Source organism: Sinorhizobium sp. Y406 (assembly GCF_058732025.1).
Genome location: NZ_CM178975.1, coordinates 809,295 through 836,149, shown reverse-complemented (window position 1 = coordinate 836,149; position 26,855 = coordinate 809,295). Strand labels below are relative to the sequence as shown.

Below are 26,855 nucleotides of genomic sequence, written 5' to 3'. Positions count from 1 at the left end.
GGCGTCTTTACGATTCCGCAACCATCGGCTGCGCTATACTTCTAAGCAACTATATGTCGCCAGGCAGAAGATGCGCATGGGCAGCATCTGCACGCGACGGCTGCTTTCTGCGCTGGTGGCTAACTTGGATCGTTGCTTTTTTGTTTGACGGGCGGGTTTCCCAAGCGGAAGAGCATTTTCGGGGCAAGCTCATGAAATTCAATATTGCGCGCGGCATGATGGTCTTCGGAGCGATCATCGCGATCGGTCTACTGGTCTCCATCGGTATCAAGACGTACGCCTTCAACAAACTGCGGGTGAACGGTCCTGTCTACACCCAGATCGTCTACGGCAAGGATCTGGTCGCCGATATCCTTCCTCCGCCCCTCTACACGGTCGAGTCCTACATGCTGGCGATGGAGGCCATTGCCGATCCGGCACTTGCCCCCAAGGACATGGAGAAGATAGCCGCGCTCAAGGGAGCCTATGACGAGCGGCGGGATTACTGGAAGAAATCGACTGCACCCGAGAGACTGATGGCCAAGCTGGAAAACGAGGTGCTCGCCAGGGCCGATCTCTATTGGGCGGTCATGGAACAGAAGTTCCTCGCCCCGATGCGTGAGGGCGATGTCACCGCTGCGGAGCGCGCCCTAGCCGAATTGAGGACGGGCTTTCATCATCACGAGGTCGCCGTCAACGAACTGGTGTCGATGGCCGTCGCCTTCCAAAGCGAACAAGAAACGGCTGCGGACTTGGAAACCGAACGCCTTTCGGCCGCCGCCGCGACAAGTTCGGTGATCTCGGTCGGCCTGCTGGCAGCCGGCCTCTGGTTCTTCCGCCGCAGGGCCGTCCGGCCGCTGGCGGCGATGTCCGCCTACATGGAGACGCTGGCCGCCGGCGACTATAGCAAGGCCGTGCCCTATTCGGACCGGACGGACGAGATCGGTGCGGTGGCGAAGTCGGTCGCCGTCTTCCGCCAAGCCGCGATCGAACGGCGCCATGCGCGCGAACGCGCGGAAGGAGAGCGCCGGGAGCGGGAAGAGCAGGAGGCGATTCTGCGGCAGCAGAAGGAAACGGAAGACCAGAACCGGCTGATGGTGATCGAAGAGCTCAGCAGGGGACTGGGCCGTCTTTCGTCGGGCGATCTCTCGACCCGCATCGACGTGGCCTTCACGAGCGAGTTCGATCAGCTCAGGACCGAGTTCAACGGTAGTGTCGAGCGGCTTGCCGAAACCATTTCCGGTGTACTTCAGGCGACGGCACACCTTGGGTCGAGTTCGTCGGAAATCGCCGATGCCACCAACGATCTCGCAAAGCGCACCGAGCAGCAGGCGGCCTCGCTGGTGCAGACGGCAACCGCCTGCGACGAGATCACGGCAGCCATGCGCAATTCACTGGAGCGTGCACGCGAAGCAAGCCTCGTGATGGGCATCGCCAAGGACGGGGCGCAACGATCCGCGGCCGTCGTGCGCGATGCGGTCGCGGCGATGGAGCGGATCGCCGGATCGTCGGCGCGCGTTCAGCAGATCATCAATGTCATCGACGAGATCGCGTTTCAGACCAACCTCCTGGCCTTGAATGCAGGCGTCGAGGCGGCCCGGGCCGGGGAGGCCGGCAAGGGTTTCGCCGTGGTCGCGCAGGAGGTACGCGAGCTCGCCGGCCGCTCTGCAAATGCCGCCAGGGAGATCAAGGCGCTGATCGATACGTCGACCCGCGAAGTCACCGATGGCGTGCAGCTCGTGAACCAGACCGGCTCCGCACTGACCGGAATCGAGGATCACATGCTGCAAGTCAGCGGTCTGATCGGCGCGATCGTCGCAGCCTCCGATGAGCAATCCTCGGCGCTTGCCGATATCAACGCAGCGCTGCAGCAGATGGACGGTGTTACGCAGCAGAACGCCGCCATGGTCGAGGAAACGAATGCGGCCTGTCGCGCGCTGAGCGAAGAGGTGCAGGATCTCGGTCGGGTCGCTGGGCGGTTTCGGACAAGGCCGACTGCACCGGGACGTCTTGCCGCATAACTACGGGACCTGGAGACGGCCGCATTTCCGCATTCTGGACAAGCCGCGTCGGTAGCTTGAACAGCGCTCTCTAGCTTCTTGGATGGCAACGTGCCAGCGGCTGGGAGCCGCTGGCACGTTAACCCAGGGCATCATGCCCGAGGCTGCCCTGCACCCACGCACAGACTGTAAGCTGTTCCGTCCGTTTTGGGCTACCACTTTGCGGTTGATGCCGTATCCGCTCTGCGAAGTTCCTATACGCTGGGCGCAAAATAGCGAGTGCAGCCTGTCTCAGGTCACCGCGAGGGCAGGGATGCAAAGCTTCAGAAGGTCGTCTAGCCATATGTGATGGTATCGCTATTTCTCGGCCGAATGAAGAAATGCTGATCATAGTTGTAGGCGCCGCCACCGGTGAAGCTTTCGAACAAACCGGAGAAGATCGTGTCGAGCTTGTATTGGACGCGGGTCACGACCATTTGGACGCCCTTCTCCTTTAGTTTCTTCGGCACTTCTACCGGAGACTCCTCGCCCGCGGACATCGGTTGAGTGCCGTAGGCGGCTGACCAACTGACGGTCGCCTTGCCGTTGTTGGCGATGTCGACGACGCATAAGAGGATGGTCAAATCGCCCACCTCATAGGGCTGCAAGATGGAACTGACGCCCGAAAGGATGGTACTGACGCTCGCCTTGGTCCAAGTGCTCTGCATGGCAATGATTTCGCTGGTCGTCGTTGAGACCTGAGCGACCTTGCGGCGAACCGTCAGCCCCTGTCCGAGATCGACGAGACCGGCAAGCAGCAATAGCATGAGCGGCAGCAGCAGTGCGAACTCGATTCCCGCGGCGCCCTCGCGGCCCATGCGGAAGCGCTTGAACAGGATGGCGGAAGGTCTGGGGGATTTCATCCGGCGTCCTCAAAACGGTTCGTTGCGGAGCAATGCGGAAGCGCCAAGCAGGTAGCTGCCGTCGGCAAGGGTATGACTCGAGAGCGAATAGAGATTGACGATCGGCGACCAGGGCAGGAAGGCCTGGACGAGAACATAGTCGCTGCCGCGGCCAATATCGAAATTCTCCGTAATGGTTACCGTGCCGCTATTGCCAATGGTTTTCATCGCCCCGCTGGACGTAGCGTCGGTCACCGTGTTCACGGCGACGAGGAGGTTCTTCTCGCAGTTGAGCACATAGGCGAGATTGCTGCAGATCTCCGCCTTGAATCCGGAAATGCCCATTTTGCCCTCTGTCGCCTGGCCCGTTCTGATCAATCGCGCGGACTTGTGCACCGAAGCGTCAAGCGCCGAATCGATAAAGAAGATCGCGCCGAGTTCGAGAATGCCGAAGATGAGAATGAAGAGAGGCAGCGCCACCAGCGCAAACTCGATCGCAGCGACTCCCCCTCTGTCGTGCAGCAGGCGACGCAGAAGGTGCATGGTTGGACACCTTTTCATTGGGTGAGTCGAACCGACGTAAGGTACTGAGTGAACAGTGTGGAGAGCCCGGCGGCGATGTCTTCTTCGGATGCGGCCGGGATATAGAGGTTGGCCGAGGAGGCGCAGTCCTGCAGCGCGATCGGAATGTAGTCGTGGCGGCTGGTGCCGCTGCTGACGCCGCCACGCAACTTGCCGCCCCAGGTCGACGTCCATTTGCTGCTGGACATTGTTGCGTCCAGCGTCGCGTTGTATCCCCAATCAAGCGGGATAGAGAGGTATTCCGTGTAAAGCACGGCCACGGTTGCGCCATTGTCTTTGAGATAGCCGCACCAAGTGGGATTGAGCGGTGTAACGAGTCCCCAATTTGCACCACTCTTAAACCGAAGGCAGATGTTGTTCTTATATTCCAGGCAGGTCCAGTTTACGCCGGTGATCACCCAGTCGCGATGTGACTGGACGCCATCCGTAAGCAGAAGGACAAGCTTGAGCGGCGAGTTTGCCGACGTCCCGTCCCCGGCCTTTCCGGTTTTCTTTTGTAAAGCCGTAAGCGCCGCACGGAAATCCGTCGAGACGGTGGACGTCGCGCTGGTGAGGCCGCTGCTGTCGTCGGAGAGCTTCTTTCGCGCGGTACTGGTCGAATAGGTCGGGGCGAGGACCTCGGAGATGGTTTCCCCGAGGCCGTAGAGGCCGACCTTGATGCGCTTATGGTCCTCGTCGGCCTTGTCGATCATGTCGAGCACTTCTTCGACCGCGTCGAGTGCGACGTCGGTGCGAAGCTTCACCCCGAGGCTCTTGATGTAGTCGTAGTAGGTTGAAGCGATCACCGGGCCCGTCTTGTTCTTTTTGACGGGGTCGCCCGCGCTGTGGCAGGCGAATTCGCAGCTGATATTGGCGTCGGCGCGCAATTGCGCCTGTCCCTCGGACGTGGCGGCCAGCAGCATCGAGGGCGATTTGTCGAGGACGATATAAACCTCGAGATAGGAGGTTGCGGGTCCTTCGATGGCGCTGACGACGCCGACGGGGACGCTCTTGATATTCGCCAGGGTCATCAGGGTTGTGGGTACCGTGCCGCTGGCGGAGGCCCTGATCGTATGCCCGTCCTTGTCCACCGTGATGTCGGTGAGGTCGTAGGTGGAACCGCTGCGATCGGACTGGGCTTCGAACCACTGCTCGATCTTTTCGACGAGTTTGTCTTCATCGTAGTCGTCGACCTGCTTGATGGCGGCGACCAGCGCGGCGTCGAGATCCGACTGCATCTTGCTCTGGACATTGTAGGCGCGCGTATAGTCCAGGCTGGCGCCCACCGCGAGCATCATCGGCACGAGACAGACCGCCACGGTAATGGCAACGTTGCCGCTCCTGTCGCTGAGGACTGCTCCCGTTCGCCCGCCGATCTGCCGCAAAAAGCCGAAACCAAGATGCATGAATTTGATGCCCAATAGTGTTTCTTTGCGAACGGATGGTTCACGGCAAAACATTATTCATGGGTAAATTAGGGGTCACTTCCTCTGGCCGAATGACGCAGGGATATCCAGATCACGCGGGAAAATGCCATTCGCTTGGATTGGCAGTGATGGCAGGAGGCGAAGCAGCCCGCCCGTTCGGCGACGGAACCGCGCGTCTTTCAGCCCCTTGCTCTGTGCGACGAGGTCCCGAGTCCCCGCACATTGTGTTGCTTGGCCGTCTCGGACGGTGTTTGGCCAAAGGCATCATGATAGATCGCGGAAAACCGGCCCATGTGGGTGAAGCCCCAGGCACGCGCGACCTGCGCAATCGAGAGCGAGTTGCCGGCGTCGGCAAGTGTCTTGTGCGCGCCCTCGAGCCGCATCTGGCGCAGATAACCGAGAGGGGTGGCCCCTTTGAACTGTTGGAAAGCCGCCTGCAGAGCCCGCACGCTCGTCCCGGCCTCCCGGGCAATGTCGGCGACGGTCATGGCCTGCGAAATATTGGCCACCATAAATTCGATCGCCCGCTTCAGATTACGCGGCATAGCGGGAGAGATTGGCCGACTCAATCGCGCGCTGTAGTTGTGCGGCACGGTTTCGAGGATCATGGCCATGGCCGCGCGGAAGAGGTTGGAGGTTGCGCTCGATGAGACACAGTCGTCGGCTTCGGTGTCGAAGCAATTCCAGAGCAGGTTGCCGAGAGACGCTAGCCGCGAACCGGCCGGCGATGCCATGTCGATCGTGGCGCACATGTCGATGTCGTCCAGGATGGGGGAATCGAGCATTTGGCTCAATTGGCCGACCATCGCCGCCTTCTCGAAAGCAATGCCTATGTGGCCCCGGTTTTCGTAAAACGTAAGCTTGTCAAAACAACCTACGTTGCCGACCATCGCCGTCCCGGGGATGGAGATCAGCTGCCTTCTGCCGACATCCACCGCCAGTGCGCTCGCGACGGGAAGATAAAGGACATAGAGCTCCGGTGGCTCAGAAAAGCTCACGCGCATGCCGGAATGACACTTGCCGGACCAGATGCTGAAAGGTCCGGACTCATAGTGCCGGTCCTCCACCAGGATCCGGCCGCTCTTCTCCAAGGGCTCAACCCTGGCGGGCGACAGCGTCCTTTCGCAATGTTCCGTCGTCTCGTCGGCGTCTGCCTCGACGATCCGGAACCCGAAGCGTTGATTGACGTACCTCATTCGAGCACCGATGAACAGAAGAGCTCTCTGGATGAGCGCTCCGGATGGCAGGGCGCCGAAATGGACATTGGACTCACGCCACCTCCCTTCAGCCAACATCCCCTGCGGCCGAAATTGTCATACGAAATAAGCGTATATTAGTTCGGCCGTAAACTATCCTTTGGTGTAGGTCCTATCCGCAACGCGCAACAAACAGCCGGAATTGGCAAAAGCCGCGGGCAGCGACGACAAAATGCATTCGTTAATATTACACGGCATTGGTGTGGGCTGCGCTGCGACCGAGGACACGACGAGCCTCATGAGCGGCGAGGTTCACGGGTGGTCCGGCGAAGATAGGACGCACGATTCGGCGGCCGACCCGCGATGATTCTCGATCAGCGCGACAAGTCCGGTGGCGCGGCAGGGAGCATTGGCGCTCACCGGTGTTACTATCGCTCGATCGGAATAGTGACGTCTTCGGGATATGACATGCGCTTACCGGATAGGCGCCAGGTTATTTTCGTATGTCATTTATTTCCAGTCCGACATATTCAAGAGAGGCGTGATTTAAAGTTGAAAAACTAGTCTCGCCTCGACGGGTTGTACTGAATCCGTCGTCTGGGGAGGCTTTCCATTGCCATTTGTGTCTCGAGCATTGAGCTCGAAACCGTCAAACGAGGTAATAATGCAGGGGCGACCGAATAAGAAAGAACCGCGCGCAATCGACATCCACGTCGGCAATCGCATCCGTTTGCGCAGGCTGGCGTTGGATTGGAGCCAGACCAAGCTCGGCGAAGCGCTCGACGTAAGCTTCCAACAGGTTCAGAAGTACGAAAAGGGCCTCAACCGCGTGGGTGCCAGCCGGCTCCAGCGGGCGGCAGAGGTGCTCGGCGTCACCATTTCCTACTTTTTCGAGGGCGGTCCCGAGGGGACCAGGGAGAGCCAGCAGGATCCGGCAATTGCCTCCAGCGACGAGATGCTGAAGTTCCTGGCGACGGAGGAGGGCGTCGCGCTCAACCGCGCCTTTGCCCGGCTGAGCGATGGACAGGTGCGCCGGAGGATCGTGGCGCTCGTCAAGGCGCTCGCGCCCACGGAACCCGAATTCCTGCCCCGCGAAGCAGCGGAATAGGACCGGCAAAGCGCTCCTGCCTGGCGCAAACCGCGCCCGGCGGACAGCTGACCAAGGTGTTGGCACCACGCGATCACTTCCTCAGGCCGGCGTGGCGTAGCGTGCTTCGGCATTGAGCATTTCGTTGAGGATTTGCGCGCCGGTATTGGCGGCAGAAGCAATGTCGGCGAGAAGCAGGCTTGCTTCCTCGATCACGCCGCCATCGGGCGCTCGTGCGTCAAGAGCGCTCAAATCCGGAAGCAGTTCCAGGAGTGCGGCAATGGTGCATTGTCGGTCCCGGATCATGAGAATTCGCCGCCGGTTTTCCCGGTGCCGCTCGAACTGCTCGAGCCGGGCGAGTGCCTCCTCGACCCTGGCACGGCAGTCGCAATCGAGCGCGGCGGCGAGAATGATGTTGCGTACGCGGTTGAGCGCCTGCCCTATGTCGCCAGCGCCTTGCGATCCGGATGGGGACCCGGATAGTGGACCAAGCAGGCGCCCGCTCATGCGCTCGCCCGATGCTCGATGTTGCGGGCGCGGGCGACCCAGGCAGCGCCTTCCTGTCCATGATGGAAGCCATTGGAGAGCGGTGCGTCCGGATAGACTTCCCGTAGCCTTGCAACACCGTCTTTGGCGTCCATGCGACCGGAGAGAACGTCGTCGTAAAGTCGCGCGACCGCCACCATGTCGCAGTTCTGCGGCGAAAGGCGGAAGCGCGCAATGCCGCGTTCGGCAAGCTCCTCCAGTTCAGGGAGCAGGGCCTGGCAGGTAAAAGAGACCGTCTGCACGCCGTTGAGCGTGAGGAAAGATTGCCCGTCGAGTGTCTTCAGCGGCAGACCGTCCGGATCCTCTCCGCAGACGAACTGGCAATTGTCCTTGATGTGCCCCTTGGCGCGGGCATGGGCGCAGCGCGCCGAAATCGCGAGCGGCAACCGCCCGAAGGCGAAGACTTCGAAAACGGTACAGGGCGTTTCGGAAGCGATTGCGAAGGCCGATGCGGCCGGAAGTTCCGGCGGCAGGCAGATGTTCGTCGCGCCCCTCCTTGCCAGCAGCTGGGCGGTTGCCGCATTGTAGACGTTGACGAGCGGCCCGACGGAATGCGGCCTTCCTTTGAGCAAGGCGAGTGCCGAAACGTCGTTCGCCTCAAGGGGATAGGCGCTTTCGGCGGTGAGCGCGCGGACGTACTGGCTCTCCCGTTCGAGCGTCACGAGGGCCAGGGTCGACAGGACGACGCGCTTTCCCGCAGCCTCCAGTCGTTCGATGACGGAGACGAGATAGGGCTCGGTGAAGTGTAGCCGCTTAGAGCAGATGGTCTCGCCAATCACCACGTCACTGACCGGGGCCTCGTCGGCCACGCGAAAGTAGAAGTCCCGCCATTTCTCGCTGTCCCAGAGATAAAGGACCGGACCGAGTGTGAGCGTGGGAGTGGTGGCGTTCATCGGCATCTACCTCCAGCGTTTCTCATAGGCGCCGCGCGTGGTGCGCTGGCCTTCACTCAACAGCCTGAGCCGGGCGAGCAGAGCTCGGCGCTCGTCCGGCTTCGCATCAATCGCCCGACGCAATGTCGCGACCACTTCGGCGACGTAGGCCTTGCCGCGCTGCCTGCCTTCGATCTTGAGTGCGCTGACGCCCGCCTCGCGCAGGGCGTCGATCTGGTCCATGACATCGAGCGAGACCGGGTCCTCGAAGGCGTAGCCGCGTGCGTCGGCGATATCGAACCGGCCCTTGCAGAGCGTTGGATAGCCGGCCGGCTCATCACCAGGGAAGCGATTGATCGTGTAGGCGCCGAGTTCGGAAACGAGATCGCCGCCGTCCTGGCGATAGCGCACATGGCTTGCCGGCGAACAGACCCCGTTCATATTGGGCGACTTGCCGGTGGCATAGGAGGAGAGCGAGCAGCGCCCCTCGGCCATGACGCACAGCCCGCCGAAGACGAACACCTCGATTTCGCAGTGAACCTGTCGGGCGAGCCGGGCGATGTCGGAGATTGTCAGCGTGCGGGGCAGAACGACGCGTTTGGCACCGAAGGCCTCGACCAGGAAGTTCACCGCATCCGGGTTCGATGCAGTGGCCTGCACCGAGACGTGAAGCCTCTGCTCGGGATAGGTCTCCGCGACATGGGCCATAAGGCCGAAATCGGCGAGGATCAGAGCGTCCGCGCCGAGCCGGACCGCATCGGCGGCGGCCTGATACCAGAGGCTCTCATGGCCGGCACGCATGAAAGTATTGAGGGCGACGAGGGTCTTGGTTCCCTTGCGCCGGGCATAGGCGATCGACTCACGCAATTCCTCGCGCGAGAAGTTGAGGCCGGGGAAATTGCGTGCGTTCGTTTCATCCCTGAAGCCGCAATAGACCGCATCGGCGCCTGCATCGACCGCCTCATGGAAGGCGGCCGGCGTGCCCGCCGGACAGATCAACTCCATGAGACATTCTCCCCGGCGAGAACACGGCGGCGGATTGTGGCTGCCACGCGGCTGACGACCGGCGCGAGAGGACCGGCGGCGTCGCCGAGATCGCGTGGCAGGTCGATCGCCATGCCATCTAGCGCATTTCTCAATGCAAGCATTGCTTCCATATCGCCGACAACGGTGAGTTCGCGCGAGAAGAAAAGAGCGTCGGCGTCGCAGCGCCCTTCGAGAAGGGCGAGCAGTCGGAAGAGCGGACCTTCGACCACGGCGTCCGCTCGCGGATCGGCAGGCTTGCGCATCAGCGAAATCGCGGGGCGGGCCGGCTCCACCAGGAAGACGAGCGGCAGGTCGGTTGGGCTGAAGGCATAACGCTTGCCTTTATATTCCCCGAGCCTGTCGAAAAGCATGGGATGCCGCCTAAGCAGGCTTTTGAACATGAGCCGCACCGCGCTTTCCATGAGCACGATCGGCAGGACGACGAGGGGTGCGGCCAGCGGACGCGGAAACTCCATATCTCTCGCCTTTGCGAAATGATGGTTCGGCGGTTTCGGCGGACCCTAGCGACAAGCGCCGCGGCACAATTTGAGCTAGAGCAAAGACAGAAGTCTTTTCGCGGGCGAGAGACGCTCGCATGAATCGCGCAATCCCCACCATTCGCCGTTTTGCCGGGCTCCAGGATTTCGCCGCTATGCTGGAGCGGCACGGCCGCCTGAAGCGCATTGCGAGACCCGTTTCGCTCGTGCATGAGGTGACGGAAATCCACCGGCGGGTTCTCCTGGCGGAGGGGCCTGCGTTGCTTTTCGAGCGACCGGTGGATGCCTCGGGTCGCGCCTGCGATATACCGCTTCTCGCCAATCTTTTCGGCACGCGCGAGCGGATCGAGTGGGGCCTCGGACTGGCTCCCGGCGGATTGCCGCAACTCGCCGAAAGGCTTGCGGAACTGCGCGAACCGCGCTCTCCACAATCCCTGAGGGACGCCTGGAGCAAGCTGCCGCTGCTGAAAGCGGCGCTCGCGATGCGCCCGCGCAGCATTGCGAGGCCACCGGTGCAGGATGTGGTTTGGCGCGGACTGGACGCGGACCTGTCGCGCTTGCCAATCCAATGGTGCTGGCCGGGCGAGCCGGCGCCGCTTGTCACATGGCCACTCGTGATCACGCGGGCGCCCGACGACCCCAGCGACGTCAATGTCGGGATTTATCGCATGCAGGTGCTCGGCCCTGATCGCCTCATCCTGCGATGGCTGGCGCATCGCGGCGGCGCCCGGCACCATCGCCTCTGGCAGCAGCGCGGCAAGGACATGCCGGTCGCCGTCGCCATCGGCGCAGATCCGGCGACGATCCTGGCCTCCGTAATGCCGCTGCCGGAAGGCATGAGCGAGCTGAATTTCGCGGGGTTGCTGAGGGCCGAACGGCCGCAGGTCGCCGCGGCGGTCAGCGTGCCGCTCACCGTTCCCGCAACGGCCGAGATCGTGCTCGAAGGTGTGGTTTCCGCCGAGGAGACGGCGGACGAGGGGCCCTATGGCGACCATACCGGCTATTACAATTCCGTCGAGCGCTTTCCGGTCATGACACTTTCGGCGATCACCATGCGCCGCCAGCCCTTCTACCTATCCACCTTCACTGGGCGTCCACCCGATGAGCCGTCCAAGCTCGGCGAGGCGATGAACGAACTCTTCCTGCCGCTCGTGAAACGGCAGTTTCCGGAGATCGCCGATCTCCACCTGCCGCCGGAGGCGTGTTCCTATCGGGCGATGGTCGTTTCGCTCGATAAGCGTTATCCGGGGCAGGCGAAGCGCATCATGATGGGTCTGTGGTCGATGCTGCCACAATTCAACTACACCAAGCTCATCATTGCCGTCGATCCTGATGTCGACGTCAGAAACTGGGCCGATATCCTCTGGGCGCTCTCGACCCGCTTCGATGCCAGCCGGGACGTTACCATCCTTCACGACACGCCGATCGACTACCTCGACTTCGCCTCGCCGAAGCCTGGGCTCGGCGGCAAGCTCGGTCTCGATGCGACCGGCAAGATCGGCGCCGAGACGCAACGCGAGTGGGGCCGCGTTCTCGCGATGCCGGCGGAAGTCGTCGCTCGGGTCGATCAGTTCTGGACGGAATTGGGCTTGGGGGAACGACTATGAACAAGACGCGGGTCATCGTCGGCATTTCGGGTGCGTCCGGCGCTGCGCTTGCGGTGAGGACCGTCGAGCGGCTTTCGGAAATCCCGGCGGTCGAAACGCACCTTATCGTTTCGAACGCGGCCCGGCGCACGCTGCTGCACGAGGTCGGGCCGGATGCGCTGCACCGACTGCTGATGCTGGCCGACCGGAATTATCCGGCAGAGGATATCGGGGCGGCGCCGGCGAGCGGCTCCTTTCCGACCACCGGAATGATCGTCATACCCTGTTCGATGCGCACGCTGGCGGCGATCGCCGCCGGGCTCGCGGACAATCTCCTCGTTAGAGCGGCGGACGTGCATCTCAAGGAGCGGCGGCGATTGGTGCTGATGACCCGCGAGACGCCGCTCAATCTCGCTCATCTTCGCAATATGACCGCCGTCACCGAGATGGGCGCCATCGTGATGCCGCCGACCCCCGCCTTCTATCATTGTCCGAAGACCATCGATGATGTCGTCGACCACCTGGCGTCGCGTGCGATTGACCTTATCGGATTGCCGGTCGGGCCGCTGGCGAAGGCGTGGGATCCATAGGTCGAGACGAAGGCCCCGGGGCATTTCCAGCGCGCCGATGGAATGCTGCCCCCAAGCCTTCCCTTTGATCCACAAAGAGAGAGGCCAGACCCCGGATCCCCATAATCTCAGATTATCGCGACGATTGGTAAATCCAACTTAATTCTATCACCTGCTTCCGATATGTACGATGGCAAGGGAGGAGGCGTATCGACACCCGTGTCTGCGTCTTGACGGTATTGCAGTCTCACTGCGCGGCAAACCCCGTGCGGACGGCAGAAGTGCTCCTCCTTTGAATGGCAGACATATGGAGCAACAGGAGAATATCATGGACAAGGAAACCGAAAGCGCGAGCAAATGTCCCGTTGCGCATGGCCAGAGGGGCAGCGGTAGATCGAACCGCGACTGGTGGCCGAACCAACTGAACGTCCAGGTTCTTCATAACCAGTCTGGTCTCGCCGACCCCTTGGGCAACGAGTTCGACTACGCAGAAGAGTTCAAGAAACTCGATCTCGACGCGCTGAAGAAAGATCTTCATGCGCTGATGACGGATTCGCAGGACTGGTGGCCGGCCGACTTTGGTCACTATGGCGGCCTGTTCATTCGCATGGCCTGGCACAGCGCCGGCACCTATCGCATCACCGATGGCCGCGGCGGTGCCGGTCAGGGCCAGCAGCGTTTCGCGCCGCTCAACAGCTGGCCGGACAACGCCAACCTCGACAAGGCCCGGCGTCTGCTGTGGCCGATCAAGCAGAAATACGGCAACCGGATTTCCTGGGCGGATCTGATGATTCTCACCGGCAACGTCGCGCTCGAATCCATGGGCTTCAAGACCTTCGGTTTCGCCGGCGGCCGTGCCGATGTGTGGGAGCCGGAGGAACTCTACTGGGGACCGGAAGGCACCTGGCTGGGCGATGAGCGCTACAGCGGCGAACGGGAACTGGACGATCCGCTCGCCGCCGTGCAGATGGGGCTCATCTATGTCAACCCGGAGGGCCCGAACGGCAATCCGGACCCGGTCGCGGCCGCCCGCGACATCCGGGAGACATTCGCCCGCATGGCGATGAACGACGAAGAGACCGTGGCGCTGATCGCCGGCGGCCACACCTTCGGCAAGACCCATGGTGCCGGCGATCCGTCCTTCATCGGCCCAGATCCGGAAGGCGGCGCACTCGAAGATCAGGGGCTTGGTTGGAAGAGCACGTTCCGCACCGGCGTTGGCGCGGATGCGATAACGGGCGGACCGGAAGTGATCTGGTCTCAGACGCCGACCCGGTGGAGCAATTATTTCTTCGAAAACCTGTTCAATTATGAGTGGGAGCTGACCAAGAGCCCTGCCGGCGCCTATCAATGGAAGGCGAAGGATGCCGAGGCCTCTATCCCGGACGCCTTTGACGCATCGAAGAAGCGTGTTCCAACCATGCTGACAACGGACCTGTCGCTCCGCTTCGATCCGATCTATGAGAAGATCTCGCGCCGTTTCCTCGAAAATCCGGATCAGTTCGCCGACGCCTTTGCCCGCGCCTGGTTCAAGCTGACCCACCGCGACATGGGTCCCAAGGTCCGTTATCTCGGCCCTGAGGTACCGGCCGAAGACCTGATCTGGCAGGACGTCATTCCGGCCGTCGATCACCCGCTGGTCGACGGGAAGGACGTCGCCGCTCTCAAGGCCACGGTTCTCGCGTCCGGCCTCACGGTGCAGGAACTGGTTTCCACCGCCTGGGCGTCCGCCTCGACCTTCCGCGGGTCCGACAAGCGCGGTGGCGCCAATGGTGCGCGCATCCGTCTCGCACCGCAGAAGGATTGGGAGGTCAACCGGCCGGCGCAGCTTGCCAAGGTGCTCGCAGTTCTCGAAGGCGTCCGGAAGGACTTCAACGCCACCCAGAGCGGCGGCAAGAAAATCTCGCTTGCCGACCTGATCGTGCTTGCGGGCGCTGCCGGTATAGAGAAGGCGGCGAAGGCCGGCGGTCACGACGTGATCGTGCCGTTCACGCCTGGTCGCATGGATGCCTCCGAAGCACAGACCGATGCCGCTTCGTTTGCAGCGCTGGAGCCCCGTGCCGACGGATTCCGCAATTATGTGAGCAGTCGGCGGCAGTTCATGAAGCCGGAAGAGGCCCTGGTGGACCGCGCGCAGTTGCTGACGTTGACTGCACCGGAAATGACGGTTCTCGTCGGCGGACTGCGCGTGCTGAAGGCGGGCGAGCCGGAACACGGCGTCTTCACGTCGCGTCCCGAAGCGTTGACGAACGATTTCTTCGTCAACCTGCTCGACATGAGCACGAAGTGGTCTCCCGTTGCCGGCCAGGAGGGCGTCTACGAGGGCCGCGACCGCAACACCGACGAAGTCAAGTGGACCGGTACCCGCGTCGACCTGATCTTCGGTTCGCATTCGCAGCTTCGCGCCTTGGCGGAGGTCTATGCCCAGTCCGACGCAAAGGAGAAGTTCGTGAAGGATTTCGTCGCGGCCTGGACCAAGGTGATGAACGCCGATCGCTTCGATCTGGTTTGATCGACGAACTCCCTTCGGGTGTGGCTTTCGGCCATACCCGTCTCGACTGGTGCGGGAGCTCAGCTCCCGCACCAGTTTCGTCAGGACTACATGTTGCGGACGATATTGCAGAGCTGCGCGACTGACATCACGCCCCCTGCACTCGTCGATGCCGATGTGTCGGCGGTGCCGGAGGATGATCCGGTAGCCGTGCTGGCTGTAGTCTCGCCCGAGGTCGAGCCTGCAGCGCCGCCGGTCGTCGTGTCGGTGGTGGTGCTTGCTGTCGTGTCGCCCGACGGCGTGGTCGTGCCTGTCGTCGTGCTCGTGTCCGCCGATGCACTTTGGACGGTATTGCAGTCCTCCTTCACTTGGCTTTGCTGCTCTGCCGAGAGTTGAGACCAGTTGGACCGGATTTCCGCTTCGCTACGCAGCGACGTCTTGGATTGATCGGTAAACAGCGCGTCCGCGATCGGGCCTGTCCAATCTGCCGTCGCGTCCCTTTCGGCCTGCGTCATCTGCAACATATCGGTGCTGGTGGCAGCGGTTCCCGAGGCGGCGCCGGACGCCGAGCCGGAGCTGTCCTGAGCAATGGCGGCCGAGGCCATGGCCATGGAGACTGCGCCAACCAGCAGGTGAATCCTTCTCATGTTGATGTCCTTCCTTTTTGTTGCACCGTGATCACGGTTCGCTCCGAACCGGCCGAAGCGTGGAAGGTTCCGCTTTCCCCAAACGATTTTTTTATCGCTCGCTTGGGAGCACCAGATTCTGATCGCCCCTGCGCTTGGGATGAGCGCTTCGTCGCGTCATCGACCGGCAGGTTTCTCGCGCGGATGCCTGCTCACGGGATTGCTCATGTCGAGATTGCGGAGCCATGGCAGCGGCCGCGTGAATTCCACGCCGATCTCCGAGCCGTTTTGCCAGACAACCCATGCGGAAGCAGTTACATGTTCCGGAATGAAGAGCAGTTGGACCTCTGGCCCGGCAGCAACCGGAGCACCGAATCGCAGGCGTGCTCCCCGTGAATTGATGTCCACGACTAGGCACTCGATGCCTATGCCTCCGCTGCCTTCACGTATCAGACGGGCGCGTTTGAGAGATTTCCTTCTCGCCACTTGGCGATCTTCGGCGTGGGCCATGGTGGTTTCCTTTGACAAATCCCGCCATAGAATGCGGCAGGGCAGGCGCTTGCACACGACTTTGCGAAGCCGTCCTACTCGATCAGCTTCACGGTCTGGTCTGCCAGGAGCTTCCTGGTACCCGCCTTGTCACAGGCCGACTGCATCGTCGAATTGCCGGTGAAGGTGATCGTGTCCGCGATCAGTTGCGTACATCCGCTCGTCGTCGCCGAATTGCCCTTGTATTCGATCGACGACGCTGGTGTGTAGAGCGCGCCGGTCAAGACTGAGCTCGAAGTGCCGTTGATGACATGGCTCACGCCCGTCTGGCTGCGGCTGCCGAAAAAGAGAATTCCGGAATAAGGTCCCGAGGTCGGAGCCTTCAGATCGACCGTGACGTTTCCTCTAAGATCCAGCCGAGCATCGTTCGCAAGGAAAAAGGTAACGCCGTCATACCCGTTTACCGGGGGGCCGACCTGAACTCGCGCGGCGGAGGTCGAAGTCACGTTGCCGCCGTTCGCGGAGAAGGTGCCGCTCAGTATGATATAGAGGCCGGGTTCGAATTCGACCGTTCCCTTGATATCAAGTCCGTTCGGAAAGCATTTGACTCTGACCCCGCTGGGGTGCGTCTGGGTTGTCCCCACGAGCGTCTTTTGGCCCGGGTTGCCGATGTTCCTGGTGCCGGAAGCGTCGCAGGCGAAGCCAGGCCAGGGATAGGGCTCGGCTACGCTCGCATAGGGATCCATGCTCACCGGCGCGTTTTCGTGAACCTTTTCGCATTTGCTCAACGTCAAGCCCGCCGTCGTCACGGCCCCACCGACCGCATGGACGCAGTCGGCCTTCATGGAGCCGGAGCCGGACATGAGGAATGAATTGGCCGCGTCCGAATTCGAAGCCACATCGCAGCCCGTCACGTCGACCGAAGTCGACCCGGAGACAGTCACGGCGCCCGATTTCGTCTGCGACAGCGCAAGCACACAGGCGACCGCACCACCCTCGACCTGGGCAACCGCACGGGCTTTCATCGTGATGGGTTCCTTGGAGAAAATCGAGGAAAACAGCCGTGGCCGCGTTTCCGTCAGCACGACTTCGAGCCTGTCATGTGTTCCCGCACTTGCCTTCGGTGACGAAGATGGGCCTATCGCCAGGGTACCGACCGTCGGCGAGTAACCGCTCTGGGAGGCGATGAGTTTGGCCGTGGCCTCGAGCGCCGGTTTTCCATCTCCGGCACGCAGGCGCACCGCAGCCGCATGCGCCGACACGTCGGCAGCGTGCTGGAGCTTGCGGTGTTTCAGATACCAATATCCGGTTTCCGCACCAAGTCCCATGGCGCCGACGAGAACCGGAAAGCTGATTGCGGCGATCACCGCCACCGTGCCGCGCTCGTCCCTGCGCCATCGACGCGGAAGACAGGCAGATTGTTTCTTGTCTTCTAGAGTGTCGTCCATTCGCGGAAATCCCGAGTGTCGTTGGAGGGACGATATATCCCGGTGCGCCAGCTCTTGCGATTCGGCCGGTCGGTCTAGTTCGCTTCGGGGCTTCGTTGCGGCCCGAACTCAAGCTTCGGTCTAGGCCATCAGGCCGAATGGTGATTTCGCTGTTGAATCGGCACATTTCGCAGGCCTTCAAACCGGCCCTCGGGCCCCCGCGAAAGGATAAAAGATGATCTCCACGTCCGCAGCTTGGCTCGCCTTCTTCCTCTTTGCCGGACTGGTGACCTATGCAGGTGTCCGGGACGTGGCGACAATGACGATATCGAACCGACTGGTGGGTGTGCTGGCAGTCGCCTACGCGGTCCTTGCACCGGCCGCCGGGGTCGACCTCACCACCATTTCCTCAAGTGTCCTCGTCGCCTCCGGCGTGCTCGTCTGCACCTTCACCTTCTTCGCCTTCGGCTGGATCGGCGGAGGTGACGCGAAGCTTTTGCCCATGGCCGTGCTCTGGCTTGGCGCGGACCTTGCGTTGCCGTTTCTCCTCCACGTTTCGGTGATCGGCGCCGCCCTGACGGTTGCGCTCATTCAATTCCGCCGGGTGCCCCTGCCGATCGCCCTGAAGAAACGCGCCTGGTCGAGCCGACTGCACGCGCGCGAAACCGGCATTCCCTATGGGGCGGCCATAGCGCCGGCGGCCTTGCTCCTGCTGCCGCAGAGCCATTGGTTCTCGGCCCTGCTCTGACACTGCGCACGAAACGACACATGAACGAGGTAAGCTGATGATCCGTGTTGCCATTCTCCTGATCGCGCTCCTTTCCGGCGGTGCTGCCTCGTGGCTCGCGCTCGGCGTAGCGGACCAGCCGCCGGCCGCCGCCGTCGAGATCCCGCAGGCGCCACGCGAGGAGGTGCTCGTCGCCGCTGCCGAGCTGGCACGCGGCTCGGCCATAGAGGAGGCCAGCCTGCGTTGGCAGACATGGGAAGGCGAGATCCCGCCGGTGTTCATCAGCCGCAGTTCACGCCCGGATGCGATCGAAGCGTTCAAGGGCAAGTTTACCCAGAGCGGCTTCGTCACGGGGGAGCCGATCCGTGAAGACAAGCTCGCCGATCACGGCGCCGGTTTTCTCTCCAGCATGCTGCCATCAGGAAAGCGGGCGATCGCCGTCCGCGTGACGGCGGAAAGTACCGCCGGCGGCTTCATCCTGCCCAACGACCATGTGGACGTCATCCACACGGTCGCCCGCCAGGACCCGTCCGGCGGGGACAGCAAGATCATCAGCCGGGCCATCCTTTCCAACATCCGCGTGCTCGCGGTCGACCAGACCGTCTCGGAAGGCGCCGACGGCACCTCCGTCGTCGGAAAGACCGCGACGCTCGAAGTGGATCCGCAACAGATCGCAACCATCGCGGCCGCGGAAGCCTCCGGCACGGTTTCGCTGGCGCTCCGTGCGGTTACCGACAATCACGAACCGCCGCTCATCGAAACGGACGGAAACCGGAGGGGCGTGGTGCGCTTCGTCAGCGGCGGGCAAACGTCGATAATTGAGGTCCCATCCCGCGCGGCCGCGCCGCGCGCCTCCTCAGATGCGCAGAATGTCGCTGTAGCCTATTGAATTTGCAGCATGTTTGATGCCTGGCCTTGGCTCAAGGAAACATGCGGTTGATCGATTTCAGGGAAATCTCGGACAGATGAAACAGCTCGGAAACCAAACCCACGATATGTCGCAAGCGGCGGTCGGGCCCTCGGTCACGCCTGTTCCCAAGGTGGAGATCGCCGTCTTCTGCCGGTCGGAAGAGGTGACTGAGGCGATCCGCGCAGCAGCGAGCGACCGCCGCATGGCCCGTGCCACCGTAGCGATCAAGAAAGGAGGCATAGAGGACGCGGCCGCCCTTTATGGCGGCGTCACGTCGCCGAACCTCGTGGTCGTCGAGAGCCATGACGACGAAGCCCGGCTGATGGCCGCGCTCGATGCTTTAGCCATGGAGTGCATCACCGGCACCAAGGTCATCGTCATCGGTCGCTCCAACGATGTCGGCCTCTACAAGAAGCTCATGGACGCCGGCGTCAGCGACTATCTCGTCCTGCCTCTGGCGCCGATGGAGTTCGTCGCTTCGGTGCATCGCTGCTTCCGCGACCCGGGCGGAGAGAAGCTCGGGCGCATCGTCGCCTTTGTCGGGGCAAAGGGGGGAACAGGCTCCTCCACGGTCGCGCATAACGTGGCGCTCGCTATGTCGAAGCGCGTCGATGCCGACGTACTGGTGGCCGATCTCGACCTCCAATCCGGCACGCTCGGCCTGAACTTCGACGTGGAGGGGCTGCAAGGCATGGCCGACGTGCTCGATGGTACCAAGCGCCTCGATGACGTGCTATTGCGGCGTCTGGCAGTGCCTTATGCGGATCGCCTGTATCTCCTTCCGGCGAGCGCCGACTTCAGCCAGCCCTTCACTCCGAAGGAAGAGGATGTCGATCGTCTGCTGGAGGTCGCTCGCTCAAGCTCCTGGCACATCGTGGTCGACCTGCCGCATAACTGGGCGCCATGGACGCGGAAGATCCTGCTGGAGGCCGACGAGATCGTGGTTACTGCGACGCCGGATCTCGCCAGCATGCGCAACGCGAAGAACCTGATCGACTTTCTGAGGAAGGCGCGACCGAACGATCCGCCGCCGCGACTCGTGCTGAACAAGACCGAGATCCCGAAGCTTGCCGAGATCAAGCCGAATGATTTCGTCGCGGCAGTAGGGCTCGATGAGAGCATATGCATTCCCTTCGATCCGCAGCTTTTCGGCAAAGCGGCAAACGACGGTCGGCCGGTCATCGAGCAGGCACCGGACTCGAAGGTGGGCCGCGCCGTGACGGCGCTTGCCGGTCAGGTCGGCGGCAGAGGCGAGCGACGAACCCAGAAAAAAGGTCTCAAGGCCTTGGTACAGCGTGTTTTCGCGCGCGGTGCGCCGAAGGCCCGTTCCACCCTCCTCAGGAAGGTGGGCGATCTGAAGACAGCCGAGGCGGGCGTTTCCGCCGTGGAATTTGCGCTGATTGCTCCCGTCTTTGCACTTGGTCTCGTGGCCGCGGCCGATCTCGGACTTGCGCTCTTCGAGCGGATGACGATTGACCATGTGCTGCGCGCCGGCGCGCAGGCCGCCATGGCCGATCCCGGCGCGGCACAGGTCGACAAGGTGCTGCAGTCGACGCTTGCCGAAAGCGCAACGCCCGCCGCGGTCATGCTGGCGCCGGTGAAGCGCTACTGCGCCTGCCCGGAAAACGCCGATGTCACGCCTGACGTGGCGCCGGGCTGCGGGACGGCGCCTTGCGCCAACGCGGCCGCTCAGTTCGTCTTTTATCGCCTGGAGGCAACGAAAACCTTTCGGCCGATGTCCGTGCCGGAGGTGCTTCCGGCCTTTCAGCTCAGTTCGGCGATGCAGGTGCAGGTGCGATGACGAGACGTTCGCGTGTCCTTCATCGCGCCTGGACGAGCCAGTCGGGCGCGACGGCGGTCGAATTCGCGCTGGTGTGTTTTCCCCTGCTTCTGCTGGTGCTCGGGATCATCGAGTTCGGCCGCGCGCTTTATGTGCAGAACGATCTCTCCTACGCCGCCGACATCGCAGCGCGCAGGGTCCTCATCGGACAGGTCGCCAAAGACGCGCCCGACAGCGAAGCACAGGCGAAGCTGGAAAGCGCGGTGCGCGATCATTTCGACAGCGGGGATCCGCAGTTGCTGCAAATTGCCGTCGGCAAGGAAACCGTGGACGGCATCGCATTCCGCGTGCTGTCGATCCGCTATCCGTTCACGCTCCTGCTTCCCGGGTTGGCGCAGAGTCCCATCAGCCTTGGACTGTCGCGGCGGATCCCGATCGGATAACCGCTCTCCCGTGTTGCGGGGCGGTCATGGCTCGCCGGCGCCTGCCGAGCCGGCGCCCTCTATGACTTGCGGTGGCGGAGCAGATGGGGCCGGATTTGCCTCGCCAGGTCGCACCCGATCACAGCGATCGGAGCAGCTATAGGTCGCCCGTCCATCGCCCTGGTCCACGGTGACCAGGCGGCCGCCGGCGGCGACGACGTCGACGACGAGGTTGGCGACCTCGCCGCCATCCGCGTCCATCACGATCAGATTGGTCGATCCCGGGGTCTTGCCGGTCAGGACTACGGTCTTGTCGTCGCTGAGCGTCGCTTGTGCGATGGCGGGATTGCCGATGATGACGGTGCTGGCCGGCCGGGCAAGCATCAGCGGCCTCGCAAAATCGACGATGACCTTGACCACGCCCTCCGCCTGTCGAACGGCGCCTTGCGCGCCGGCGGCCGCGGGTGGGTCTTCCGCCGCGTGAGCCGCACCGATCGCGGCAAACGCCGCCATGGCGAGAACAGACCAGTTGACGCCCATGCGCATCGGACCACTCCAATTCCAGTACACGGACGGATCATCCGTCCGGCTGATCAACGTAGAATAGCATTAATCGCGTGCTGGTCGATCGGACTAGACCGACAGGCCGATTTCATCCGGAAGCGGTATCGGCCATCAGGCTGAATGGATCAAAAGGGTTAACAAAGTCTATATGGAAGCCACACAGCAAGCGGGAAGCGAGGGCAGAACCCGGCCCGGCCCTGTGATGCCGAACCCTATGTCGGCGCAACCTCAACCCACTTGAAGGATCGACCCCATGAAAAATCTTCTCGTCCGTTTCGTCCGCAACGAATCCGGTGCCACCGCTATCGAATACGGCCTGATTGCCGGTCTCATCGCCGTCGCGATCATCACCGCGGTGGGGCTTGTTGGCACCGACGTAACCGCCGTGTTCAACAAGATAGCGACTGAGCTCACCATCTAATCGAGCCGCCGGCCGCGAAGCGGAAGGCTCCATTGCCTTCCGCTGTCGCATCCATCGATGACGAATACCCTCAACGACAGACAGAGCGACGACGATGTTCGGCAAGAAGTCCATACTGGATCAGAAGCTCATCGAAACGGCAGTTGAGCCGGAGGCCGTGCGCGAACCACACCTCGTTCCGGCGGCAAGCGAGATTTTAAAGTTTGCCGCTCCTGCTGCTGCCAAGACCGAAACATCCCAACAATATTACGGCCTGAAGAAGGAAATCTTCAGCGCGCTGATCGCCACAATCGACGTGGCCGCGCTGTCGAACATGGACGGCGAAGAGGCGCGTCGGGAAATCGGCGTCATCGTCGACGACATCGTCGCGGCCAAGAAGGCCGGGCTTTCCAAGTCCGAGCAGGAGGGACTGCTCGAGGACATCTGCAACGACATTCTGGGTTACGGCCCGCTCGAGCCTCTTCTGGCGCGTGACGACATCGCCGATATCATGGTCAACGGAGCCAGCCAGGTCTTCATCGAGGTCGGCGGGCGGGTGCAGGAAACCGGCATCCGCTTCCGCGACAACGAGCAGCTCTTGAACATCTGCCAGCGCATCGTCAGCCAGGTCGGCCGCCGCGTCGACGAGGCAAGCCCGATCTGCGATGCGCGGCTCGCCGACGGCTCGCGCGTCAACGTCATAGCACCGCCATTGGCGATCGATGGCCCCAGCCTGACGATCCGCAAGTTCAAGAAGGAAAAGCTGAATCTCGACCAACTGGTGCGGTTCGGCTCGATCTCGCCGGAGGGCGCCGAGATCCTCAAGATCATCGGCCGCGTGCGCTGCAACGTACTCATTTCCGGTGGCACCGGCTCCGGCAAGACGACGCTGCTCAACTGCCTGACGGGCTATATTGACAATTGCGAGCGCATCATCACCTGCGAGGATGCGGCCGAGCTTCAGCTCCAACAGCCGCATGTCGTGCGGCTTGAAACGCGGCCACCGAACATCGAAGGGCTGGGCGAGATCACCATGCGCAGTCTCGTGAAGAACTGCCTGCGCATGCGGCCGGAGCGGATCATCGTCGGCGAGGTACGCGGACCGGAGGCCTTCGACCTGCTTCAGGCGATGAATACCGGCCATGACGGCTCGATGGGCACGCTCCACGCCAACTCGCCGCGCGAGGCCATATCGCGTGTCGAAGCGATGATCACTATGGGTGGAAATTCGCTGCCGGCGAAGGCGATCCGTGAAATGCTCGTCTCCTCGGTGGACGTGATCGTCCAGGCGGCGCGGCTGCGCGACGGTTCGCGCCGCATCACCCACATCACCGAAGTGCTCGGCATGGAGGGCGACGTGGTCACCACGCAGGATCTCTTCGTCTACGACATTCTCGGCGAGGACGCGAAAGGCAACATCATCGGGCAGCATCGCTCCACCGGTATCGGCCGCCCGGGCTTCTGGGACCGCGCCCGCTATTACGGCGAGGAAGCCCGGCTCGCCCGGGCGCTGGATGCCGCCGAGGTAAAGGCGGCCGCCTGACGCACACGTTGCTTGGGCATAGAACGGAAGAATGGCGGCTTGCCCCAAGAGATCATGGATTGAAGTCACATGCTGAGCTCTTCGCTGTTTCCCATTGTCGTATTCTTGCTGGCGTCGACCTCCGTTGGCGGCCTGATGTTGGCCGCGCTCTATCCGCGCGCCGCCAAGGCCGGCGCTTACCGGCAGAGGTTTGATCGCGTGGCGGGCGGGGCAGAGGCACGGCGGATGGAAGCTGTCGATGAGGACGCCCGCGACCGTCGCCGCTCGGTGGAAAAGACGCTGCGCGAAATCGAAGAGAAGCAGAAGGCGAACGCGCGCAAGAACAGCAAGCCGACGCTCGCCGCCAGGCTTCGCCAGGCCGGACTCGACTGGTCGACCAGAACCTATTGGCTCGTCTCGGGCGGCGCGGGCCTCGCGACATATGTAGTGATGCTGCTTGCGGGATATGGCGCCTTGACCACTGCGGGCTTTGCACTCGCGGGCGGTCTTTTCCTGCCGCATCTCTATGTAAATGGCAAGCGCAAGGGGCGGCTGAAGCGGTTCGCCGACGAGTTCCCGAACGCCGTCGACGTGATTGTCCGCGGCTTGAAGGCAGGCTTGCCGATGACGGATTGCCTGCGAGTAATCGCGGCCGAGACCGAGGAGCCGGTCAAGGGCGAATTCGTGACGATTGCGCAGGACCAGACGCTGGGCATTCCAGTCGATGAAGCGGTCCAGCGCATGAGCGAACGCATCCCGCTCCCCGAGGCCAATTTCTTCGCCATCGTCATTGCCATCCAAAGCCGCACCGGCGGCAGCCTCTCGGAGGCGCTTGGAAATCTGTCCAAGGTGCTGCGCGAGCGCAAGAAGATGAAGGCCAAGATCAAGGCCATGAGTGCGGAGGCCAAATCCTCCGCCGGCATTATCGGCGCGCTGCCGTTCTTCGTCGCCGGCGCGGTGTATCTGACCAGCCCGGATTACATGGCGCTGCTGTTCACCACCCTTGCTGGAAAGATCGTGCTTGTCGGCTGCGCGCTGTGGATGGGCATCGGCATTCTGGTGATGCGCAAGATGATCAATTTCGACTTTTGAGGAACCGGCATGAATCTCGGCGCCCACATCCCCGATCCGGAGCAGCTTTCCGCGATGATGGCTGGCTTCGCCGCCTTCTCCGCCGTCGTTGCCGTCTCCTGGCCCTATATCTTCCGCGATACGCTTGCCGAACGCATGCGCAAGGTGGAGAGCGAGCGCGAACGCATCCGCATGCGCGAGCGTACCCGCCTCAACGCCGAAAAGAGCAAGGTCTCCCTGCGGGCCGAACCCAAGCGCTTCTACAAGGCGATCGTCGATCGCTTCAACCTCGCCAGGCAGGCGGAGGACGGTGAGATCGTCCGCAGGCTGAGCATGGCCGGCTATCGCGGTTCGGCCGCGGTGACGACCTTTCTTGCCGTCAGGCTGATCGCGCCGTTCGTCATTTTCGCCGCCGCTCTCCTCTATCTCCTGCTCGTCATCCGGCCGGATATGCACTTGGTCATGGTTGTCGCCATGACTGCCGGTGTCGGCTCGGTCGGCTATTTCGCCCCGGCGCTCTACATCAGGAACAAGACAGCCAAACGGCAGCAGGCGATCCGCCGATCCTGGCCGGACGCGCTGGACCTGCTGCTGATTACCGTCGAATCCGGCATGGGCATTGAAAGCGCCCTCCGCAAGGTTGGCGAGGAAGTCGGCGCGCAATCGCCGGAAGTCGCCGAAGAGGTCCTTCTGACGACGGCCGAGCTTTCTTATCTGCAGGACCGGCGTCAGGCCTTCGAAAACCTGGGGCTCAGGACCGGCGTCGAGGGCGTGCGCGCCGTCGTGACCAGTCTGATCCAGGCGGAAAAATACGGGACCCCGCTCGGCCAGGCGCTGCGCGTGATGGCGCAGGAGAACCGCGATATGCGCATGAGCGAGGCGGAGAAGCGCGCGGCGGCGCTGCCGCCGAAGCTGACGGTGCCGATGATCCTGTTCTTCCTGCCGGTTCTCTTCGCCGTGATCATCACGCCGGCGGCCATTCAGATCGCCGGAGTACAATGATTCGGGGGAGGGCAGATTGCGGCGCCGCGCGCAAGGGTCGAGCGTCCGCGGCGCCGCAGTCGCCTGTGCTTTTGTAATAACGCCGCGCGTCTCATCAGACGCGCAACGGCCACTGTAGCTCTGAATTGCTGGGCATGAGACCGTCACGGCCTATGAGCCGTCCGCTTCGCCTTGCGCCAGGGCCATGATCTTCTCGCCTATGGCCTCGAGCGGCAGTATTAGATCGACGACGCCTGCGCCGATCGCCGACTTCGGCATGCCGAAAACGACGGAGCTCGTCTCGTCCTGGGCGATCACCCTGCCGCCCGCCCTGCGCAGCGCCCGAAGACCTTCCGTGCCGTCGCTTCCCATTCCCGTCAGCACAACGGCAAGAGACCGGGCCCTGAAGGCACGCGCTATGGAGGCGAAGAGATAGGAACCTGATGGCTTGAAGCCGTCCACCGGCGCATCCTCGGAAACGCGGATGCGTGTTCGACTGGAGACGCCGAGTTGGAAACCATCCGGCGCGAGATAGGCTGTCCCGGGCCGCAGCCGCTCCCTGTCGGCCGCGATCTTGACCCTCAACGGGACATTCGCGTCGAGCGAGGCGGCGACACCATCTATGAACCCGTTGGACATGTGCTGAACGATCAGGATTGGGGCCGGGAAGGCAGCCGGAAGACGCATCAATATGGATCGGATCGCCGCCGGACCGCCGGTGGACGCGGCAATCCCAACGACACCTACCGGAAGATCGCCGTCGCCATTGCCTGCGTCGCTGCGGGCGGCGGCGCCCTTTTTCGGCCACTGCCGCACCACCTTGACCTGCGCCATCGCTCTGATCGTCGCCAGGAATTTCTCCGCCGCCGCCTTTTCCGGGCGCGCTTCGAACGCCGGCGGCGCCGGGGTAACGGCGAGCGCGCCCGCTTCCAGTGCGCGTGCGGAGACCGCTCCGAGCGCCGCGCTGCTTTCGCGCGACAACAAAAGGATTGGGGCCGGCGCCGAAGTCATGATTTCCCGGACCGCCGCGTCGCTGTCCTGCCCACCGAGCCTCAACTCCATGGTCACGATGTCAGGCGAAAGCTCCCGTGCCAGCCTGACCACTTCGGCATTGCTGCGCGCCACCCCGACAAGCATGGCCGCTCCATCTGCGCCGATAGCATTCTCCACCAGTTCCTGGAGGTCGAGTCTCCCTGTGGCGAGCAGGATGCGAACCAT

At 62.6% G+C, this 26,855-nt stretch carries 26 protein-coding genes; 13 read left to right on the top strand and 13 right to left on the bottom strand.

The features are described from left to right. Positions 1 to 191: 191 nt before the first annotated feature. Entirely contained in the window at positions 192 to 2,000 is a 1,809-nt protein-coding gene (locus tag AC4P1R_RS20795; protein WP_492178615.1) for a methyl-accepting chemotaxis protein, read from the top strand. A 314-nt stretch (positions 2,001 to 2,314) separates the two neighbouring features. On the opposite strand, the gene AC4P1R_RS20790 is transcribed toward AC4P1R_RS20795, so the two are convergent. The 4 genes from AC4P1R_RS20790 to AC4P1R_RS20775 all read right to left on the bottom strand — a co-directional run bounded on the left by AC4P1R_RS20790 (position 2,315) and on the right by AC4P1R_RS20775 (position 6,044). Continuing rightward, positions 2,315 to 2,881 (bottom strand): TadE/TadG family type IV pilus assembly protein, encoded by a 567-nt coding sequence (locus AC4P1R_RS20790; RefSeq protein WP_492178613.1) that lies wholly within the window; start codon positions 2,879 to 2,881, stop codon positions 2,315 to 2,317. A 9-nt stretch (positions 2,882 to 2,890) separates the two neighbouring features. Further along, positions 2,891 to 3,403, bottom strand: a complete 513-nt coding sequence (locus AC4P1R_RS20785; RefSeq protein WP_492178612.1) for a TadE/TadG family type IV pilus assembly protein — start codon at positions 3,401 to 3,403, stop codon at positions 2,891 to 2,893. 14 nt (positions 3,404 to 3,417) lie between these two features. Beyond that, positions 3,418 to 4,827 carry a TadE/TadG family type IV pilus assembly protein gene (locus AC4P1R_RS20780; protein WP_492178804.1) on the bottom strand — a complete coding sequence of 470 codons (1,410 nt, stop codon included), beginning with the start codon at positions 4,825 to 4,827 and terminating at the stop codon, positions 3,418 to 3,420. A 200-nt stretch (positions 4,828 to 5,027) separates the two neighbouring features. Beyond that, positions 5,028 to 6,044, bottom strand: coding sequence for an AraC family transcriptional regulator (locus AC4P1R_RS20775; protein WP_492178610.1), 1,017 nt, complete (start codon positions 6,042 to 6,044; stop codon positions 5,028 to 5,030). 664 nt (positions 6,045 to 6,708) lie between these two features. On the opposite strand from AC4P1R_RS20775, the gene AC4P1R_RS20770 reads away from it, so the two are divergent. Beyond that, positions 6,709 to 7,152 carry a helix-turn-helix transcriptional regulator gene (locus tag AC4P1R_RS20770; RefSeq protein WP_225191426.1) on the top strand — a complete coding sequence of 148 codons (444 nt, stop codon included), beginning with the start codon at positions 6,709 to 6,711 and terminating at the stop codon, positions 7,150 to 7,152. Positions 7,153 to 7,233: 81 nt separating this feature from the next. Here the strand turns inward: AC4P1R_RS20770 and AC4P1R_RS20765 are convergent, their stop codons facing one another. Genes AC4P1R_RS20765 through ubiT form a run of 4 tightly spaced genes read right to left on the bottom strand, consistent with a single transcriptional unit; the run spans position 7,234 to position 10,051 of the window. Next, positions 7,234 to 7,638: a hypothetical protein gene (locus tag AC4P1R_RS20765; RefSeq protein WP_225191427.1), complete on the bottom strand. Its 405-nt coding sequence runs from the start codon at positions 7,636 to 7,638 to the stop codon at positions 7,234 to 7,236. Continuing rightward, positions 7,635 to 8,576: a ubiquinone anaerobic biosynthesis protein UbiV gene (ubiV, locus tag AC4P1R_RS20760; RefSeq protein ID WP_492178608.1), complete on the bottom strand. Its 942-nt coding sequence runs from the start codon at positions 8,574 to 8,576 to the stop codon at positions 7,635 to 7,637. Before ubiV ends, AC4P1R_RS20765 begins: the two co-directional genes overlap by 4 nt. Next, a complete protein-coding gene (ubiU, locus tag AC4P1R_RS20755) occupies positions 8,577 to 9,554 on the bottom strand; it encodes a ubiquinone anaerobic biosynthesis protein UbiU (protein ID WP_492178606.1) in 978 nt (325 codons plus the stop codon). It abuts the gene before it with no gap. Further along, entirely contained in the window at positions 9,545 to 10,051 is a 507-nt protein-coding gene (gene ubiT, locus AC4P1R_RS20750) for a ubiquinone anaerobic biosynthesis accessory factor UbiT (RefSeq protein ID WP_492178605.1), read from the bottom strand. The genes ubiU and ubiT overlap by 10 nt, the downstream gene beginning before the upstream one ends. Positions 10,052 to 10,170: 119 nt before the next feature. Here ubiT and AC4P1R_RS20745 point away from each other — a divergent pair, with 119 nt between their 5' ends. The 3 genes from AC4P1R_RS20745 to katG all read left to right on the top strand — a co-directional run bounded on the left by AC4P1R_RS20745 (position 10,171) and on the right by katG (position 14,739). Then, on the top strand, positions 10,171 to 11,679 hold the full coding sequence (locus tag AC4P1R_RS20745) for a UbiD family decarboxylase (protein WP_492178603.1): 1,509 nt from the start codon (positions 10,171 to 10,173) through the stop codon (positions 11,677 to 11,679). After that, entirely contained in the window at positions 11,676 to 12,248 is a 573-nt protein-coding gene (locus tag AC4P1R_RS20740) for a UbiX family flavin prenyltransferase (protein ID WP_492178601.1), read from the top strand. The genes AC4P1R_RS20745 and AC4P1R_RS20740 overlap by 4 nt, the downstream gene beginning before the upstream one ends. 307 nt (positions 12,249 to 12,555) lie before the next feature. Then, entirely contained in the window at positions 12,556 to 14,739 is a 2,184-nt protein-coding gene (katG, locus tag AC4P1R_RS20735; protein WP_492178599.1) for a catalase/peroxidase HPI, read from the top strand. Between the two features lie 86 nt (positions 14,740 to 14,825). Here katG and AC4P1R_RS20730 read toward each other — a convergent pair whose 3' ends face one another. The 3 genes from AC4P1R_RS20730 to AC4P1R_RS20720 form a co-directional block, all read right to left on the bottom strand. Next, the gene (locus AC4P1R_RS20730) at positions 14,826 to 15,365 is read right to left on the bottom strand and encodes a hypothetical protein (protein ID WP_151613848.1); all 540 of its coding nucleotides are present in this window, start codon (positions 15,363 to 15,365) and stop codon (positions 14,826 to 14,828) included. Between the two features lie 156 nt (positions 15,366 to 15,521). Beyond that, positions 15,522 to 15,854 (bottom strand): PilZ domain-containing protein, encoded by a 333-nt coding sequence (locus tag AC4P1R_RS20725; RefSeq protein WP_151613847.1) that lies wholly within the window; start codon positions 15,852 to 15,854, stop codon positions 15,522 to 15,524. Between the two features lie 74 nt (positions 15,855 to 15,928). Continuing rightward, positions 15,929 to 17,281, bottom strand: coding sequence for a pilus assembly protein TadG-related protein (locus AC4P1R_RS20720; protein ID WP_492178597.1), 1,353 nt, complete (start codon positions 17,279 to 17,281; stop codon positions 15,929 to 15,931). 214 nt (positions 17,282 to 17,495) lie between these two features. Here AC4P1R_RS20720 and AC4P1R_RS20715 point away from each other — a divergent pair, with 214 nt between their 5' ends. The 4 genes from AC4P1R_RS20715 (at position 17,496) to AC4P1R_RS20700 (ending at position 21,120) form a co-directional block, all read left to right on the top strand. Next, positions 17,496 to 18,008 carry an A24 family peptidase gene (locus AC4P1R_RS20715; protein WP_069456928.1) on the top strand — a complete coding sequence of 171 codons (513 nt, stop codon included), beginning with the start codon at positions 17,496 to 17,498 and terminating at the stop codon, positions 18,006 to 18,008. A gap of 37 nt (positions 18,009 to 18,045) precedes the next feature. Further along, a complete protein-coding gene (gene cpaB / locus AC4P1R_RS20710) occupies positions 18,046 to 18,876 on the top strand; it encodes a Flp pilus assembly protein CpaB (protein ID WP_492178596.1) in 831 nt (276 codons plus the stop codon). 76 nt (positions 18,877 to 18,952) lie between these two features. Beyond that, positions 18,953 to 20,698, top strand: a complete 1,746-nt coding sequence (locus tag AC4P1R_RS20705; protein WP_492178595.1) for an AAA family ATPase — start codon at positions 18,953 to 18,955, stop codon at positions 20,696 to 20,698. Beyond that, a complete protein-coding gene (locus tag AC4P1R_RS20700; RefSeq protein ID WP_492178593.1) occupies positions 20,695 to 21,120 on the top strand; it encodes a TadE/TadG family type IV pilus assembly protein in 426 nt (141 codons plus the stop codon). Before AC4P1R_RS20705 ends, AC4P1R_RS20700 begins: the two co-directional genes overlap by 4 nt. A 24-nt stretch (positions 21,121 to 21,144) precedes the next feature. Here the strand turns inward: AC4P1R_RS20700 and AC4P1R_RS20695 are convergent, their stop codons facing one another. Next, positions 21,145 to 21,645, bottom strand: a complete 501-nt coding sequence (locus tag AC4P1R_RS20695) for a pilus assembly protein N-terminal domain-containing protein (protein ID WP_492178592.1) — start codon at positions 21,643 to 21,645, stop codon at positions 21,145 to 21,147. A 271-nt stretch (positions 21,646 to 21,916) separates the two neighbouring features. Between AC4P1R_RS20695 and AC4P1R_RS20690 the strand changes: the two genes are divergently transcribed. From AC4P1R_RS20690 to AC4P1R_RS20675, 4 genes are all read left to right on the top strand, one after another. Continuing rightward, positions 21,917 to 22,084, top strand: a complete 168-nt coding sequence (locus tag AC4P1R_RS20690; protein WP_492178591.1) for a Flp family type IVb pilin — start codon at positions 21,917 to 21,919, stop codon at positions 22,082 to 22,084. A 94-nt stretch (positions 22,085 to 22,178) separates the two neighbouring features. Then, positions 22,179 to 23,606 carry a TadA family conjugal transfer-associated ATPase gene (locus AC4P1R_RS20685; RefSeq protein WP_492178590.1) on the top strand — a complete coding sequence of 476 codons (1,428 nt, stop codon included), beginning with the start codon at positions 22,179 to 22,181 and terminating at the stop codon, positions 23,604 to 23,606. Between the two features lie 69 nt (positions 23,607 to 23,675). Then, positions 23,676 to 24,677 carry a type II secretion system F family protein gene (locus tag AC4P1R_RS20680; protein WP_492178589.1) on the top strand — a complete coding sequence of 334 codons (1,002 nt, stop codon included), beginning with the start codon at positions 23,676 to 23,678 and terminating at the stop codon, positions 24,675 to 24,677. A 9-nt stretch (positions 24,678 to 24,686) separates the two neighbouring features. Next, on the top strand, positions 24,687 to 25,658 hold the full coding sequence (locus AC4P1R_RS20675) for a type II secretion system F family protein (protein WP_492178588.1): 972 nt from the start codon (positions 24,687 to 24,689) through the stop codon (positions 25,656 to 25,658). Positions 25,659 to 25,808: 150 nt separating this feature from the next. Here the strand turns inward: AC4P1R_RS20675 and AC4P1R_RS20670 are convergent, their stop codons facing one another. Continuing rightward, entirely contained in the window at positions 25,809 to 26,855 is a 1,047-nt protein-coding gene (locus AC4P1R_RS20670) for a chemotaxis protein CheB (protein WP_492178586.1), read from the bottom strand.